Genomic DNA, 18,618 nt, shown 5'->3' with positions numbered 1-18,618 from the left:
ACATTAGCACTAGATGTGCCTTTAGATAACACCCGAGATGTCAGTTATGCGTTATTAACTATAGCGAGTGAAGGTACAAAAGAAACACCAACTACTTTTATCCTTGATAATGTGCAGTTGCAGGTAGAATAACATTATATTTTATCTTGGAATTTATGAGAGCTTACCAGAGATAGGTAAGTTCTCATTAGCATTCAATGTACCTCGCAAAAATAGAGTTAATCTTCAGGAATAAACACCCTTACGGGTAAACTCTAAGGTATAAAACTCTCCTTACGGGCAAACTTTATTGTCACTACACAATTGCTGCGACTGAATGTAAACAAATGTATCGAACGCTCATTCTATCGCAAATAATCGACACTTTACCCTATGCGCACAGGAATATAGCAGCTAACATTTTATAATTCCGTTAGTGTAAATAATCGGGATTATAGAATGAATTTAACGCGTAATGCTTTGAAAAACCCAGCTGCCATTATTGTTATTGTCGCTTTAGTGATGGTATTTGGCTTAATGAGCGTTTTTAAGCTACCTATTCAATTAACCCCAGATATTGAACAACCACAAATTACAATTTCTACAGGTTGGCGTAGCGCTGCGCCGGCAGAAATGGAATCTGTAATAATTGAGCCCATTGAAAATGTTGTTAAAAATACCCAGGGTGTCACCAAAGTAACCACCAGTATTCAACGAGGCTTTGGTAATATTACGCTAACATTTGATGTGGGTGCTGATATGCAGCGCGCCATGCTTGATGTCATCAATAACTTGAACCAAGCACCACCACTCCCTCTTGATGCCATAGAGCCGGTAGTTTCAGCTGGTGGTGGTCGTGGTGGCCCAAATACAGCGTCTTTAATGATCAAAACGCTACCAAGCAATACCAATACCGACTTAGGTTTATATCAAAAGCTAATTGAAGATGTAGTTAAACCCAGATTCGCCCGTATTCCCGGGATGGGGCAAGTAAACTTAAATAGTTCACGTCCTCGAGAGTTACGTATTACTTTTGATCCAATGCGCGCAGCAGCACTTGGTTTATCTATTGATGATATTAGTTCAACCATTGCTCGCGCGAGTGATGTATCCGCGGGTGTTGCCAATGTTGGCCGTAGGCAATACACAGTGCGATTTTCCGGGCAATACAGTGTTGAAAATTTAACCGAGATGATCATTAGTTTCAGCGGTGATAGGCCAATTTACTTAAAAGATGTTGCCACCGTAGAAAATACTTTAGTTGACCGTTTTGGCTTTAATTTACGTAGCGGGCAACCTTCGTATTACTTCACCCTCAAGCGCCAAAATGATGCCAATACCGTCGCGCTATTAGATGAAATCAATATCGCCATTAAGGAATTAAATGCCGGTCCAATGAAGGCTGCTGGCTTAGTGATAGAGTTAAGTTTTGATGCCTCAGTCCACATTAGAAACGCCTTGGAGTTAGTTCAGAATAACTTAGGTTTAGGCGTACTTTTAGCCCTTATTATTCTTTGGCTTTTTTTGCGTGGTATACGAAATACGTTAATTATTGCCGCCACAATCCCCGTATCGCTAATGGTGTCTTTTATTGCCCTTGCCGCCTTCGAACGTAGTTTAAATGTTATCTCGTTAGCAGGCTTAGCATTTTCAGTTGGGTTAGTGCTCGACGCCGCCATTATCGTGCAAGAAAATATTGTCCGGCTGCGCAGCTTAGGCATGGACAGTAGCAAAGCTGTTATGCGCGGTGCTCTGCAAGTTACCGGTGCTCTATTTGCATCAACCGCAACAAGTGTCGCTATTTTCTTACCGATTTTATTTATGAAAGGCATCGAAGGTCAGCTCTTTTCTGACTTAGCACTCACCCTTTCAATTGCCGTTATTGCTTCATTAGTTTCCGCCATCACTATTATCCCTATTGCCAGTAAATACTGGTTAAAAGCAGACAAAGCTATCGACCCATTTGCCCATTATTGGGAGAAACTAACCAACTTAGTGATGCGCTTAACCAATTCGGCCACCAAACGAATAGCCTGGATAGCGACACTACTTGGCGGCTCAATTTTAGTTACCGTATTGATGATGCCAAAAACTGATTTTATGCCACGCGCACCAACAGATGGTTTCTTTTATAGCTTAAATATGCCGCCAGGAGGCAATGTTGATTTTATTGAGCATGAATTTGCCAGCTTAGTAAAAGAGCGACTGGCCCCGTACCTTACCGGTGAAAAAATGCCAAAAATAAAAAGCTACAACTTTTATTCGTTTGGCTCTGGCTCAACGGGTGGTTTTATTTATTCTGATGATCCAACCCGGGTTGAAGAATTGATGCAAGAAATACGCACCAATGTCATGTCAGGTCTTCCTGATACACAAGTGTTTTTATTCCGCGGTTCAATGATTAATGTTTCTGGTGGTGGTAACGGTCGCACTATAGATATAGACATTAAAGGCCCAAATATAGAGCGCTTAATGGAAGTAGCGCAAGCAGGGATAGATGCTGTGAACCAGAATATGACTGGCACAACAGCATTCCCTAACCCAGGATTAAGCCTGTCAGAGCCGGAACTTAAGCTTGAACCGAATGATCAGCGTATTTCTCAAGCTGGCCTAACCAGACGAGATGTTGCCAATGCTATTCGCGCTTATACAAGTGGTTTATTTATAAGTGAATATTTTGATGGTAACGATCGTGTTAACGTGATTTTACGTGGCAAACAATGGAATACGCCTGACGAGCTCGCCTCCTTACCTATTCACTCACCATTAGCTGGTGTACAAACCATAGGTGAACTAACCAACATTACTCGTACCGCAGGACCAACGCAACTGCGCCGTGTTGACGGGAAACGTACCATTAGTTTACAAGTTTCACCTCCTGCTAATATGTCGCTGGAAGAAGCGTTGAGTGCTATTGAAAAAGATGTAATGCCATCAATGAATGCGTTATTGCCAAGTGATTCATCTATTTTGCTAAGTGGTAACGCCAATGAAATGGCTGCTGCAATTAATGATATGCTGAAAAACTTTATTTTAGCGTTAGTAATTTTATTTTTACTAATGACCGCACTTTTTAAATCAGCAAAAGACAGCTTGTTAGTATTGCTCGTTATGCCAATGGCTGTTGGCGGCGGCGTATTAGCATTGAATTTACTCAACGTATTTACCTTCCAGTCTCTCGATTTAATGACCATGATTGGCTTTATTATTTTACTCGGTTTAGTGGTTAACAATGCCATTTTACTGGTTGATCAAACACGAGAAGGTGAACGACAAGGTCTGCCAATTCGTCGTGCAGTTGCACAAGCTGTAAGAATACGTGCCCGACCAGTTTATATGAGTACCTTAACTAGTTTATTTGGCATGCTACCGTTAATGCTAATGCCTGGGGTTGGTAGTGAAATTTACCGCGGTTTAGCAACAGTAATTGTCGGTGGCATGGTGATTAGTGCAGTTTTCACCTTAGTGTTATTTCCAAGTTTATTACGCTTTAATGAAAAAAGTGCACCGTCGAATACCACAGGCGAAGACAATAATATCACCGAACTTAATACGCAACCGACACCACTGGCAAGTAACCACTAAGGAAAACATGATGTTTCAAATGAAAAAAATAATTAACGCCGTACTTAGTGCCAGCTTATTACTTGCTAGCAATGCCTTTGCTGCAGAGCAGCCGCCAAAGCCGGTAAAAGTCGATCAAGTAAAACAAATGAACTTAAGCGCAACAACAGATTTAATGGCCACTGTGCATAGTCGTTCACATATACAAGTAACCGCTGGCGTTAACGGCCGTATAGACTGGTTAGCAGAGCCAGGTAGTATAGTTCATCAAGGTGATGTATTAGTAAAAATGGACTTATTACCATTGAAATTAATGCAGCTAGAGCAACAAGCTCAATTAAAGCGCGCACAAATAAACGTGCGGTATTTGAAAAACGAAGTACAACGTTTGCAGAAGTTACGACAAAGCAACTCGGCATCACAATTCCAGCTTGACCAAACACAGTCACAATATGACCTTGCAAATACCGATATTGAAATTGCCGACTTAAAGCTCAAGCAAATTGAAGATCAAATTCAACGTGCTAATGTCACTGCACCTTTTTCAGGTGTTATTACTGAGCGCTTAGTACGAGCAGGAACAGATATTAATCGTAGTGACATATTACTCAAAATTCTTGATACTGAACACTTAGAAGTACGCTTATATGTACCCGTGAAGTATCTTGCTTTTGTGCGCAAAGGCCACGGCTTAGATATCAGTGCCAACGGACAACTTATCAACGCAAAAATTACCTCTCTGATCCCAAGTGCTGACCCTAAATCGCAAACTTTTGAAGTTAGAATTAATATTCCATCTCACTTAAATGAATCATGGGCGGCTGGACAACTAGTTAAAGTCACGGTACCAATTCAAGCAGCTAAAAATACCTTAACTGTGCACAGAGACGCGTTAATTCTACGAAAAGATGGTACCTATGTTGTAAAAATTGATCCCGAAAATAAAGTTCATCGTTTACCCGTTGTCGTCGAAAACGGTACCTTTGAGCGGGTAAGCATCAAAGGCGAATTAAAACATGGAGATAGCGTCGCCATTAGAGGTGCTGAACGCTTAAGCGAAGGTCAAAAAGTTGTTGTGCAATAGGCTTTAATATCCCTTTTTGGACAAAAGTTTGATTGTTTAAAAAGCTTATGTTTATAGTAGTAACTTGGCTTGTCGTTAAAGGGTTACTACATATGGTTCAAAAGTTTAGTTTTTATGCTTTATTGTTCCTGCTTTTTAACCCATTTTCAGCTTATTCAAAAGAAACTATTGCATGGCAAACATACCATCGTCCGCCCGGTACGTTTAATTATGGAGAATATAAAGGGCAAGGTTTTGTGCAAAAAATTCTGCAAATGGTTACCGAAAGAATGCCTGAATATAACCATGAAATGCCCATCACCACCTTAGCTAGAGCGATTGCAGATATTAATGCTGGATTAAATGTTTGCCACCCCGCGCTTTACATAACAGCCGAGCGCAAAAAAAGTATGCATTTTTCAAACGCAGCCATTCTTAATGCAACCAATAGAATTATTGCTAAACCAGAATCAGTCGCACCATTTTTAGAGAATAACCAAGTTAATTTAGAGAAGTTATTAAAAAACAATTCAGTTACTGTCGGGCATGTTCAAGGCCGCTCCTATGGCAACGCCATCGATGCTATTTTCACTAAACATAGTCAACTCGCAAACATACTTCCTTTACAAAATATTGATCTTACTAGAGTGTTTAAATTGCTTGAACGGGATCGTGTAGATATTACCATTGCCTATCCATTCGAGATTCAACATTACTTAAAAAATCACGCTGATGAAGATAGCCAATTAGCCGTTTTTGCCATTGCTAAAATGCCACCATATGACACAGGTGCAGTTGCCTGCCCTAAAAACAAGTGGGGGAAGAAAGTTATTAATAAAGTCAACTCAGTATTAGCTGAACTTAAACCCACTGTTGAATATAAGCAAGCGTTAACAGCTTGGCGCGAGGCAGACCAGCATTCTGAGTTATTTCAGCAATACTACGAAAAATACTTCTTAAAGCATTAAGCTCACTATATTAGTCGCTTAAAATTAAATCAATTTCTGGCGCAGTGCCCATAGTAATGATATAAACGCGCCCATAACCAATAATCGTCAAACCCTAGCTTTTGCAGCTAAACTGGTTTTACTGAGAAATAGAGTACTGAAACACCATGAACCTAACAATAGAATTTACTACACCTGAAATTACAACAGCATTTGACTGGCAACTTAATCAAGATGTAAATGTAAAAAATGAAGATGGCCAAATCATTGCAAAAGCTGAAATTGACATCATCACTTTAAATAAGCACCGTGGCGCTGATGAAAGTTATGAGTTACTGGCTCAGCAAGGCGCTACAGATTGGGAAGTGCCATTAAACGTTTACTTTAAAAAACAGAATATTGCCGCTGATTTAGTCGAAAAACTACAAGTAAAAGTCGACGTTAAAGCTAAAAGTCACATTCTCATTGAAGCGATAAGTGTACTACCTGAATTTCGCAAACAAGGCGTGGCAAAATTTTTACTTAATGAAATAGCACAACATTATGCCAAGGCGCAATCTATCTCAGTACTCAGTATGCCTATGCAGTTATTTGTTGATGCTAACGACTGTGAAACAGAAGAAAGCAAAGCGTACTATCAAGCATTGAATTTAAACCAAGAATCAATCACTGCAGAAACTTTAGCAACATTTTTCACTCAGTCTGGTTTTATCAATTTAGCAATTGATGACAGTGCGCTAGAGCAACCATTACCTTTTAAGGTATATGTGGCTAGCCCTTCAACAGTCAATAACGACTAACTAAGCCATTATTAATTGTTATGTGTCGTCAATGCTTGTAATACTTTTTCGGCGGCGGCACTATTTTTTTCAATATAACCAATGTATTGGGTTTGTGAAAATAACACTTGCTCACTTAAAACAATGGCTAATGGTTGCCGCGACATCTCATAAAGCACCCATGTTTTATCGACTAAAATAGCATCAACCAAACCTTTCTCGAGCAAGGTAAAAAAATTTTTCACCTCTTTTAGGTTCCTAATATAATAAGATCTTTTCAGAATTTTAGTTGAGTTTTCATTCAGAATATCAAGTACTGCTTGTGGATAATTATAATCACGGGCAATTAAAACCCTACCTAAATCATGACTTTCTTTGCCTAACATTTCATTCTGAGGTTTCGCCTGGTAGGCGAGTAATAAATCCCAACTACCTATGGGGTGATCTATCAATAAAACATCATCGGTTTCATCAACATGAAGTGCAAAGTCAATTTCTCCCGCCTGCACTTCTTTTATGCAGCGCATATATGGTAATTCAAAGAATGTAAGTTGGTAATTATATGGTGCTAGCGCCTGCTTAATATACTCTATATGTAAGCCAGCAACCTTGCCTGCCGCGTTTGTGTATACATAAGGACGCCAACTTTCGTAACAAAAAGAAAGCCTATCACCACCGGTGCCCCAAGCTTTACTACTCATCACAAAAAAACAAAAACATAACAAAGAAATAGTACGCATAGCCAATAAAGGTGTTGTTACGACTACTTTAATACTATGTCAATATTTCAAAATAACGAATGTTGCTCACTTGTGCTTATAAAGATAAATATAGACTCGTCATGAATTGATACAAATTATTTGATGAGACAGCAGCTTAATCAGCCTCATTTTAGGGATTTTAATTTAAGCATATTAACTTTTAAAAACAATAAACTAGCATTATGCATCGTCCAGGTGAGCTTTTGAGAAATAACATTAAAAATAGCCTTTTCTTACTTTTATCTAACTACTCATTTAATAAATATAAAATCAATCTATGATTAATTATGATTAATTATGATTAATTATGATTAATTATGATTAATAGAGTTTATATAAAAATAATAAAATCCCAATAAGAAAGGTTTTGTATGAAAAAAATATTATTCGTAACAGCAATTTCACTTGTACAAATAGCATGTGGCGGCTCGAGTTCAAGCAATAGTTCAGCTGTTACACCACCGCCTACCGTAATACCTCCTAGTATAAACCTGCCAGTAGTTAACGATTATGTTTTAGTGGACACCTCGACACTACTAAGCGAAGTTACTAGCCAATTACAAGTGAGCAATATCGATGACTTTTTCACAGAAGCATTCAACATCACCAGTTCTCGCAATAGCGACAACTTAATTTCTGATGGCTTATTTGATTTAGTTGATAACGATACCGTACAACTTACTAATATTTCCGACACATTTAATGAACAATCTAAAGCAATTTATCAAGTTATTCTGCAGCACCTAGAAAATTATGATCGGTCGTCATTATCACAAAGCCAGCAAATTTCTTATGACGTTTATCAAGCAGACCTTACCGCAAAAATTCAATGGATTGATTTTAAAGATTTTGAATATCCAGCAACTTATGGCTTTTTTGGTTGGCCCGGTAGTACTGAAACGTTTTTCACTCAGGCGTTTACTTTCAATGATAAAGCACAAGCTGATATCTACTTAACACTACTAAATCAACTTAGTAGACGCTTTGCTCAAATCGAAACTTTATTAGATAGTCGTAAAGCAGCGGGAGTTATCGAACCCACAGTAACATTAAACTATTCACAAGGCTTAGTTGCTGGTATCGCAAATTCGGCGGCCTCTACGACTAGTTATTATCAAGCATTCAACACACAATTATCAGCACTAGACAATATTTCAGACACTGACAAAGCGACTTTGCGCGAAACCGCACTATTAACCATTAATGAAAAAGTTATTCCTGCCTATGCCAGCTTAGCAAGTAAAATGTCCGTATTGGCTAATGAAGCACCAAGCCAAATAGGGATCGGACAATTCCCAGGCGGCAAAGAGTTTTATGATTTTACGCTTAACTATTATACCTCTGGTATTTTAACTTCAGATCAAATTCATCAATTAGGCATTGATGAATTAGCTAGAATTCACAGTGAAATGAGAGTCTTATTTGATCAACTAGGCTATCCCCAAAATGAAACCATCGCACAGCTTTATACTCGCGTAAATAACGACGCTGATCTCATTCCTGCAAATCAAACAAAAGCCACATATGAAGCACTTATTGCTGATGCATATATTGAATTGCCTAAATATTTTAACACCTTACCTCAGCAAGAAGTTGTTGTCGTTGGCGGTACATCAGGTGGGTATTACATAGCAGGCTCTGATGATGGCTCACGTCCAGGCGCATTTTATGCCAATACGTCTCAAGACTCACCTTACACTACCATGCCAACCCTTGCCTATCATGAAGCTGTACCCGGGCACCATTTGCAAATTGCCTTAGCCAACGAACTCGACCTTCCCCTATTTAGAAAAAAAGGTAACTTCACTTCATTTATTGAAGGTTGGGGCCTATACGCCGAGCGTTTAGCAAAAGACGCCAATTGGTACGCAAATGACGCTATTGGCGATTTAGGCCGCTTGCAGTTTGAAGCAATGCGAGCTGCTCGCTTGGTTGTTGATACTGGTATTCACAATAAAGGCTGGAGTTATAACCAAGCAGATCAATTCCATATCGAAAATGTTGGTTTTGCTGGCGCAATTGCCCGCTACAGTGTTTGGCCAGGTCAAGCCGCAGCTTATATGACTGGCATGCTTAAAATTTTAGAGTTACGTCAAAAAGTTAAAACTGAACTTGGCGACGCTTATGATATTCGAGAATTTCATGATGTGGTGATTGGCAATGGCTCTATGCCATTGAATGTATTAACAACCGTTGTTGAAAACTATATTGCTGATACATTAGCCACCCCTTAGATATAAAAAAGCCCCTAACATTAGGGGCTTTTTAAACACTATTCGCACTTCGTATATTAACTTTTACGTAATCTACCTGAGCCCAATAACAACATCATTGCTAAGGCAAAAATTACTATTGAACTTGGCTCAGGAACACTAACTTGACTGCTTAATTGCACACTGGCACCTTGTGCTGATACGTTCTGATATAGAAAGCCAAATTCATCAGCAACACTAAAATTCTCTAGCGAGAACTGAGCAACACCTAGACCAGCAACAGTAAAATCAACAGAAGCGAGTAAGAACTTATCAAAACCATCTTGTGGAATCAGTAAATCGAAAGGAAAGTCCAATGATACTTCATTAATAAATAGGCTATTTAACGCCATATTATTAACATCTTGTATACTTGGCTCAGTAACACTTAACATGTTGCCAAAATTCACTTGTTGAAACGTTAATAAGTTATCTGGAGATAGTAAGTCAAACGCAAATCCAGATACTAATTGCTGAAATCCATTATTGAGTCCTGAAATATAAATATCAGCGGTTAAAGTATCGTTAATATCATAAGCCTTATCTTCGATATCAATAGTGATCAAAGACGCTTTGCTGGTCATTGCTGCACAACATAATGTCAGCATAAGTAAAAACTTTTTCATGTAAATTCCTATATAACTATTTAAATTTTTTATTAACTAGCACAACGTGCACGAGTACATTTCGACATTAGCGCTCTAACATCGAAGCTATTCACCCAACCGTCGTTGTTAAAGTCATAATCAAGCTCAAAGCTTTGACCAGCACGAAGTTGCATCATAAAGCTTCGAACATCGTTAATATCAATATCGCCATCACTATCAAAGTCTCCAAAAAGTTGTTCAGAAACATCAAAGGTGAGTGAAACAATAACTGGGTCATGATCTGAGGCACGATATGCGTCACTGCCATAATACGAATTCAACTGATCTGCTGATTTTCCCTCAACGTTATAATCGAATGCTCTAGGTTCATCGGCATTGATATGCCACTCATCAACCGAGTCAATTGCGCTAGTAAGTGCGTTTGATGCTAAAGCATGATCTAAGTATCCGACTTCACCACCAAAGGCATATGAATAAGCACTTGGTCCAACCTTCTCGGCAATTAAGTTTCTATATCCAGCATCTGTAATCGCACGAATAGGGTCTTCCATACCATAAGCATTTAAATCACCAATAATGAGTACGTTATCAGTTGTTACACTCGTTGGATTGGTGTTTAACCAAGTAACCAGTTTAGTTGCTGCTTGCGTTCTTAATTCATTCCAGCATGCTTGTCCGTCATTTTGGTCAGCATTGGCTCCAGAAGCACGGCTACAACTTCCCTTAGATTTAAAGTGATTTACCGCAACAGTAAATGCTTCACCACTAGCATTAGAGGTAAACGATTGCACTAACGGTTGGCGATTACCAAAATCAAATGGCACTTCATTGGTTGTTACTGTATTTCCAGCAAGCGATACTGTTGCAGGCTTAAATAGTAAACCAACAGTAATAGCGTCACCGCCTAACTGCGCAGCCTCTAAACTAATATGCTGATAAGTATTTACACCCATAACGCTATTTAACTTGTCGGTTAAATCTGCAATGGCAGACAATTCACCGTAGCCATCATTTTCTAATTCCATTAAACCAACAACGTCGGCATTAATTTCTGAAATGGCAGCAACAACTTTATCACTTTGGCGAGCAAACTCTTCAAAGCTATCGGCACCACGAGAAGTTGGAAATCCACCCCCTTGGCCATCACCATTGAAGTAATTTAAAACATTAAAACTGGCAACAGAAATTTCACTTGTTGAACCAATTGTTGGCGAAGCTTTACGTGGGTTATTCGCTAAAAATAGCGGTGATTGAATTGGTAATATCCGATAAGTACTAAAGCTATAATCAAGTATACCTGCTATGTTTTCTACGGAATCACCTAAACGAACACTATTTTGGTAATTTAAATCACCGTTGGGAAACGGTACTAACTCAGGATTTTGACTATTATTTTTGTCATCTAAAACAATAACATTACGAGAGTTTTTATCAGCTAATGCTACCGCTTGTGCAGATCCCGGCTGATAAATATTCGTTGGAATAAGCAATCTTCCGCTAGACAGACTCAATTGACCAAACCTAGCCAAATTATAGGTATCTGTTACATGCAGCGTTTGTTCAAAAGCGACTTTCATACCTTCAAGCGATTCCCAATCATTAAGGTTTGCTACTGGCATTACTACATTAACTGCAGCAATCGATTCAGCATTACCACAATCAACAATGTTTTCGCTTAATGATATCTGAGTACGGTTAAAGAATTCTTTTACTTCACCTTTGGCACGAATAAGCGAGCCCGCTGTAGGTACAGTATTTTGGCCGTTAAGGTGAACAAAAACACCTTCAGACGTTGAAGTATCAGCATCATGGTCTTGAACTTCTTCTTGCACAAAAAAGCCCGACAAACTATCGACTACTGAAGTAACAACCCCTTCTATAACTTTACTTCTTCCTACCATACTTGAAGCACTGCCACCGCCTTGAATAGCACTAATTAACTCTGCGCTGTCACCACACATACCAATAAGTGATGGTTCTGGCTCAGGGTCTGGATCAACAACTGTACCGTCAAAGCTGTGAGAACCTAAAAAACTAAAAGTATTTGAAGCATAACTGTCCCATTCATTGGCCGTAACAAACTCATCACTTACATTGGTATCGCCACTTGAGATTGAAGACTTTCTTACTAAGGTTGTATTAGCAGCCCAAGACGTTCTAACACCTTTAATACCAAATGAGTCAACTATCTCGCCATCTTTAACCAACTCGAAATAATCATCACCATTAAAATTAATCACACTACTAGCAATATCAACTAAAGGCTTTAGCGCACTGTCGTTTGCTATTTGTGTTGAACCAATAACAATAACATCGTTTGCTAACACTTCACCGGAGAGATCCGCAGTAGCTGTTGGTGCCGTATTACCATTACCATAAAGCTTTATTTGATAGCCTGATAACGAAACCGCGCTACTCGTCGGGTTGAAGATTTCGATAGCTTTATTAAAGCTGCTGCCTTCAACATATTCCGAAATAAATAAAGCTGAGCTGCTTGATGGTGGTGTAGGGTCTACAGGATCAACTGGGTCTGGAGGCGTAGTGCCATCACAGGCATTTGTAAATACTTGGGTAACCCACTCTGGGTGATCAACAAACGGATTACGGTTACCTTGGAATTCAAAGATACGATTATTGCGCTCTTGTTCAGCAGCATCAACAGGGTCAACTTCATGCCAAGCAAGCAAGGCACATAATTTACCCAACTTTGCTTCACCTGCGTTAGTTAACATATCAACCAAAGTTAGATCTGGTGTTTGCGGATCAGCCCCCTCATAACGCACATCCATGTAAAAAGTCATACGAGCTACATCGCCCTTGACCGCATCACGTGGCTCAAAAGAATCGCCGTCTACGCGATTTAAAGGGGCTTCTGATAAAGCAGAGTCGCTATAATCAAAATCTAAGTTTCCACGCGATGAGTTAACTGAAATATCGGTAGGACGTAAGTGGTGGATGTCAGTATAAGCTGAAGCACTTGAGCTTGGAAAACCATGACTTTTCGCCCAAACATGTTCACGATTCCAATTATCAGGGTTAGTTGACTGCAAACCGCTACCATTAGAATGTTTTGCCAATGACGTACCTTTGTATAATAAGATTACGTTATCGTTATTTAGAGGATCTTCATCGGTTTGTGTCAGTGCTGTCCATACTTCAGAATACGTCAACACATTGTGGTTTACGCTAATAGCACCATTAATAGCGGTACGTAAATCATTAGCACTCGCTTGATTTGCTAAACCGGCATGAACATCTGCATAGTAAATAGCATCATCAAAATCACTTGCTGCAATAACTTTAGTAAGATCTGGGCAATTAAAACAGGCACCCATAATGGTATCATTAACAGGGGGATCAATTGGTGGCTCTACCGTGCCTGTATTACCAGAAACAACAACGTTATCAAAAGTAATATATTCTGAGCCCGCATTGTTTTTCATACTAATACGAATAACTAATGAGTTGCCTGCAGCAATAGCTAACGAAATGTTTTCGTTAGTGAAGTCATCGATTAGAGTATGGCTTTCATTACCCTTACCTTGCCAATTAGTAATTGTTTCAAATGCACCGCCGTCAATAGCGTATGCCACATCAATAAAGTCTGTTCCTTCATGACTACCATTTTCAGCAGCAGCTACCGCTAAATTAATATCTGAAAAGCTACTAATATCAATAGGTTCAGATTGCCAAACTGCGGTACCGTCTAAATCTCTTCCTTCAAACTTACCATTATTTACTTTAAACCAATCTGATGTTGCAGTCAGTTGCGCTGAATTTATATCAATTGACCATTTGGTTATGCCAGCCAAGTCAACTTGATCGAACACTGCCCCTTTACCTTCAACACTTACCGCATCAAAGTTTTCACTCCATATTTCTTCTGCGTTAACCAACGATGAAGCTAATACACTACTTGAAAAAATAGTAAATAATGCCTTACTAGCTACACTTGACTTAACACTGCTGAAATTTTTCCGTAAAAAAATATTCACCACACACACTCCCAATATTATTATTATGCAAAATTACCTTTAGGCATTCTGTAAGCGCAATGTTAAATTATTGTTAAAAGAAAATGAAGGTTTTTTAACCACTGACCATATGGTAAGTAAAATATAAAGATACTTTACCTATGCTTACAGTAAGTTAAGTTGAAATATTTTTGCACGATACTAGGAGGTCTTTACTTTCTGTTTGATTTTGCGCGATTAACCCGCTTTTTGCCTTTTGATTTTTGTTTGAATGGTATTTTTGGCAAGCCAGCAAAAGACTGTTGTTCTGATTGGGCAATCATGGCGTGTAAGGTTTCAGTAAGTGGGTTGATTAAATCATCGTAGCGGTTTGTTTTTTCACTAATATTAGTTAATGTTGCTTCCCAATGTGCAGTCATATCCGGCAACGTTGCCGCCACAGGCAAGGCATTGATCAGTGCCTTCCCTATCGTGGTTGCATGAATACTTTTTCCTTTTCTTTCTAAATAGCCACGCTTAAATAGCAAATCGATAATACCTGCTCGGGTTGCTTCCGTACCTAAACCATCCGTTTCACGTAACATTTTCTTGATATTGCTATCAGTAACATAACGAGCAATACCTGTCATGGCCGCCAATATACTAGCGTCAGTGAAATGCTTAGGTGCTTGTGTCATCCGCGAAATTAATTCACCGCGTTCACAGTGAAGTTGCTCACCTTTAGTTAATTTAGGTAATGATTGCTCTGTTAATTGTTGCTCAGCGCCAGAATTAGCATCATCAACTTTCGCCTTTTTGCTTTTCGCGCGTTGAAATAACACTTTCCAACCTTGCGCTATTGGCGTTTTCGCATTGGCTGAAAACTTGCCACCGGCAATTAACACTTCCACCTTAGATTGATTAAAAACGTACGCCGGATAAAACTGGGCTATGTATTGTCGAACAATGAGAAAATAAACATTCTTCTCAAATGGATTTAAAGAAATATTGGCAGCTGATTTTTCGGTAGGAATTATCGCATGATGAGCACTCACTTTAGCGTTATTCCATGCTTTGCTTTTCAACGCGGTATTGGCATTTTTTGCGAATGCACCATAGCTTTCACTAGATTTTGCCAACATAGCAATAATACTTTTCGCCTGACTATGGTGTTCAGTTGGTAAGTAACGACAATCAGAACGTGGGTAAGTAATTAACTTATGTTTTTCATACAACGACTGACAAACATCTAACACTAACTTTGCATTTAATGAATAGATTTTAGCGGCGTCAATTTGCAAGCTCGATAAATTATAAGGTAACGGCGCGGCTTGTTTCTTCTCTTGCTCGTTAACCGAAATAACTTCTGCAGGTTGGTTTGCAATTCTGCTAACCACATTTTCAGCAAGTGCACGATTCAGCACTCGCCCTTCTTCATCCATATAAGGCTGACACGCTTCACTTGGTTGCCATTTAGCGATGAACGGTTGTTGGTTAGTAGTTTTTAAATGCGCGTGAACATCGTAAAAATCTTTGGCGACAAAATTGTCTATTTCTTGCTGACGCCGAACCACTAAACCTAAAATAGGTGTTTGCACTCGGCCAACTGAAAGTACGCCATTAAAGCCAGCTTTTTGCCCTTGCAAAGTATAAGCACGGGTTAAATTTAAGCCATATAACCAATCAGCTCTAGAGCGTGCTAAAGCTGAAATAGACAAAGGCATAAAATCTTGATTACTACGTAAATTTGATAGCGATTGCTTTACTGCAGGAAGATTTAAATCACTAATTAACAAGCGCTTAATTTGCTGCTTTTTAGTTTTAGATACTTTTAAATAATCAATGACTTCATCAACCAGTAATTGCCCTTCTCGGTCTGGATCACCTGCGTGAACAATTTCATCCGCCTGCTTAACCAATTTTCTCAACACCGTTAATTGCGCGCGAGTTTGTGTTTTAGGTTTTAACTGCCATTGCGTAGGAATTATCGGTAAATGCTGCATTTGCCATTTTTTATAATCAGCATCATATTGCTCAGGATCGGCTTGTTCTAATACATGACCAATGCACCAACTCACCACATCGCCATTACTTAGCTCAATATAGCCTTTTTGGTTTTTCTGTGGTTTTGGAAGTGCTGCGGCAATGGCTCGGCCTAAACTGGGTTTTTCAGCAATATATAATTTCAAAGCAAATAGGTTATCTGAACAGTTAAAAGGGTTACTGAATTTTAGCTTACCACTAAAAACTGTTCATTTATACAGTAAAGCATACGACTAATTCAAAATGACCATTAATCGAGTACTTTATCTAAAGCTGTTAGCCAACCTTGGTAATGGCGATTACGACTATCAGCACTCATTTTTGGAGAGAATTGGCTTTCAACGTGCCAGTATTCAGCTGCTTGTTCAAGGTTTTCAAATAACCCTTGTTGCAAGCCAGCTAGCAATGCTGCACCTAGCGCGGTAGTTTCAATCACTTTTGGTCGCTTAATGACTAAATTTAAAATGTCACTAAGAAACTGTAATAACCAATCGTTCACCACCATGCCACCATCCACTCGTAACTGTGTGATATCTATACCATCTTGTTGTAATGCTTCTAATAAATCTCGCGTTTGATATGCCACAGAAGCTAAAGCCGCAGTAACAATTTCCTTAATACCAGAATCTCTAGTCAGGCCAACAATGGCGCCACGCGCATCAGGTTGCCAATGTGGCGCGCCTAAACCGGTAAAAGCAGGTATAAGATAAACATGGTTTTCAACTGTCATCGACTCAGCTATAGCTTGGCTTTGCTTAACATTATCAATTAATTGAATGCCATCGCGTATCCATTGCATGGTTGCGCCTGCCATAAAAATACTGCCTTCAAGGGCGTAAGTTATTTCACCAGCGAGTCGATAAGCAACAGTGGTTAGCATTTTGTGTTGCGAATATTGCACTTGTTTACCGGTATTCACCATTACGAAACAACCGGTTCCGTAAGTGCTTTTCATCATGCCTTTTTCAAAGCACGCTTGGCCGACTAACGCCGCTTGTTGGTCACCAATCATGGCATTAATTGCGATTGACTTGCCAAAGTGTTCTGCGGCCGTAACACCAAAATCATCGGCGCTATCTTTAACTTCTGGCAGTAAGGTTTTAGGAATATTAAATAGTGCTAGTAATTCATCATCCCAACAATTATCAACAATATTAAATAGCATGGTTCGAGAAGCATTAGTGGCATCAGTTGCAAAGCTTTTCCCCTTGGTTAAATGCCAAAGTAAAAACGTATCAACAGTACCAAAACACAACTCTCCAGCCTCAGCTTTTTCTCGAGCGCCAGCAACATTATCTAATAGCCATTCAACTTTACTGGCTGAAAAATAAGGATCAATTAATAGCCCGGTTTTCGCTTTTACTTGCTTAACAATGTCAGCATTTTGTTGTAAGTTTCTACACCGTTCAGCTGTGCGCCTATCTTGCCAAACAATAGCATTGTAAATTGGTTCACCTGTGGCTTTATCCCAAACTAAAGTGGTTTCACGTTGGTTAGTAATACCAATCGCCAAAATATCTTCTACTTGCAATGCGCTTTTCTCTATTGCTTGTCGGCAAGTTGCAAGCGTAGTTTGCCAAATGGCTTCAGGCTGATGTTCAACCCAACCATCGTCAGGAAATATTTGCTCAAACTCTTCTGAAGCACTGGCAATTAAGTCGCCAGCAGCATTAAAAATAATGGCTCGGCTGCTTGTAGTACCTTGGTCAATTGCTAGCAGGTAGGATGTTTTCATTACAGGTTTTCTCTTAATTCGCCAGCGCTAAAAAATGTTTATTGATTTTAATTAAGGCTTTTTTCATCGCTTGTGACAATAAAAATTCAACCAATTTATCCGGTAGCCATTTAGGTGCTTCACAAACAATAGTATAGCGAACAGAAGTAGCGGAAGGACTTTGTTCCTCAAGATAGATATTACCTTGATGACCACGCAGTGGACGGTCACCGACAATGGCATAGCGAATATGTTCATCGTTAGCGATCAATATTTGCTCTGAAAATTTAACGCCGGCAACATTTAAATCACGAATAGCACCTTTGCCGCCAAAAACTTCACCCTCGTCAGCGGTTTTAGCGACATTAAATTTGGCATCAAAGAATTGACCAGCATTTTGGTGATCGAGTAGTATTTTACTCACTTCATTCGGGGCTGCGGCAACCACTTGTACCACATCAACATTAACCATAATATTCCTGCATTCGCATAAAGGTAATTTCCAGTAACAGTAGCGGATTTAAGTACTTAGGGTCAAGATGCGTGTTTAAAGCTGAAATAGCGCTAATGTAATTTTATTGTGTTCATCTCGCATCGAAGCCTCCATAATACGCTTTTACATGCCTAGAAATTAGATATCGAGAAAAATGGCCATTTTAGAAATTCTTAAAGCCCCCAATGATAAATTAAAAGTTAAAGCCGAAAGCGTTACTAACATTGAACAAGTTCAAGGTTTAATTGATGATATGTTGGATACCCTGTATAGCACTGATGACGGTATTGGTTTGGCTGCGACTCAGGTTGGTAGCAGTGAAGCAATCATCATAGTTGATATATCAGAAACGCGAGACTCACCATTAATATTGATTAACCCTGAAGTTGTCAGTGGTGACAATATTGAAAAAGGGCAAGAAGGCTGCTTGTCTGTACCAGGTTATTACGCAGATGTAGAGAG

The 18,618-nt window shown here is 39.2% G+C and carries 12 protein-coding genes; 6 read left to right on the top strand and 6 right to left on the bottom strand.

The window, feature by feature from the left end; genetic code table 11:
• Positions 1-438: 438 nt before the first annotated feature.
• The 4 genes from AC27E9_RS19010 (at position 439) to AC27E9_RS18995 (ending at position 6,353) form a co-directional block, all read left to right on the top strand.
• Positions 439-3,564, top strand: a complete 3,126-nt coding sequence (locus AC27E9_RS19010; protein WP_487132886.1) for an efflux RND transporter permease subunit — start codon at positions 439-441, stop codon at positions 3,562-3,564.
• Between the two features lie 19 nt (positions 3,565-3,583).
• Positions 3,584-4,627: an efflux RND transporter periplasmic adaptor subunit gene (locus AC27E9_RS19005; protein ID WP_487132885.1), complete on the top strand. Its 1,044-nt coding sequence runs from the start codon at positions 3,584-3,586 to the stop codon at positions 4,625-4,627.
• Between the two features lie 92 nt (positions 4,628-4,719).
• Entirely contained in the window at positions 4,720-5,574 is an 855-nt protein-coding gene (locus tag AC27E9_RS19000) for a TIGR02285 family protein (RefSeq protein ID WP_487132884.1), read from the top strand.
• 146 nt (positions 5,575-5,720) lie between these two features.
• Positions 5,721-6,353: a GNAT family N-acetyltransferase gene (locus tag AC27E9_RS18995; protein ID WP_487132883.1), complete on the top strand. Its 633-nt coding sequence runs from the start codon at positions 5,721-5,723 to the stop codon at positions 6,351-6,353.
• A gap of 11 nt (positions 6,354-6,364) precedes the next feature.
• On the opposite strand, the gene AC27E9_RS18990 is transcribed toward AC27E9_RS18995, so the two are convergent.
• Positions 6,365-7,036 (bottom strand): hypothetical protein, encoded by a 672-nt coding sequence (locus tag AC27E9_RS18990; protein ID WP_487132882.1) that lies wholly within the window; start codon positions 7,034-7,036, stop codon positions 6,365-6,367.
• Between the two features lie 428 nt (positions 7,037-7,464).
• Between AC27E9_RS18990 and AC27E9_RS18985 the strand changes: the two genes are divergently transcribed.
• Complete coding sequence (locus tag AC27E9_RS18985; protein ID WP_487132881.1) at positions 7,465-9,327, top strand: DUF885 domain-containing protein; 1,863 nt, start codon at positions 7,465-7,467, stop codon at positions 9,325-9,327.
• 56 nt (positions 9,328-9,383) lie between these two features.
• Here the strand turns inward: AC27E9_RS18985 and AC27E9_RS18980 are convergent, their stop codons facing one another.
• The 5 genes from AC27E9_RS18980 to AC27E9_RS18960 all read right to left on the bottom strand — a co-directional run bounded on the left by AC27E9_RS18980 (position 9,384) and on the right by AC27E9_RS18960 (position 18,135).
• A complete protein-coding gene (locus tag AC27E9_RS18980) occupies positions 9,384-9,971 on the bottom strand; it encodes a PEP-CTERM sorting domain-containing protein (protein ID WP_487132880.1) in 588 nt (195 codons plus the stop codon).
• 32 nt (positions 9,972-10,003) lie between these two features.
• Entirely contained in the window at positions 10,004-13,948 is a 3,945-nt protein-coding gene (locus AC27E9_RS18975; RefSeq protein WP_487132879.1) for an ExeM/NucH family extracellular endonuclease, read from the bottom strand.
• 191 nt (positions 13,949-14,139) lie between these two features.
• A complete protein-coding gene (locus tag AC27E9_RS18970) occupies positions 14,140-16,095 on the bottom strand; it encodes a DNA topoisomerase III (RefSeq protein WP_487132878.1) in 1,956 nt (651 codons plus the stop codon).
• A gap of 104 nt (positions 16,096-16,199) precedes the next feature.
• Positions 16,200-17,684: a glycerol kinase GlpK gene (glpK, locus tag AC27E9_RS18965; RefSeq protein ID WP_487132877.1), complete on the bottom strand. Its 1,485-nt coding sequence runs from the start codon at positions 17,682-17,684 to the stop codon at positions 16,200-16,202.
• 13 nt (positions 17,685-17,697) lie between these two features.
• Positions 17,698-18,135 carry an SRPBCC family protein gene (locus AC27E9_RS18960; protein WP_487132876.1) on the bottom strand — a complete coding sequence of 146 codons (438 nt, stop codon included), beginning with the start codon at positions 18,133-18,135 and terminating at the stop codon, positions 17,698-17,700.
• A gap of 175 nt (positions 18,136-18,310) precedes the next feature.
• Between AC27E9_RS18960 and AC27E9_RS18955 the strand changes: the two genes are divergently transcribed.
• A partial coding sequence (locus AC27E9_RS18955; protein WP_487132875.1) for a peptide deformylase occupies positions 18,311-18,618 on the top strand: 308 nt, incomplete at its 3' end.

The organism is Colwellia meonggei (genome assembly GCF_057537295.1).
Note: the sequence above shows the minus strand (reverse complement) of the source record. Positions and strands in the feature narration are given on the sequence as shown.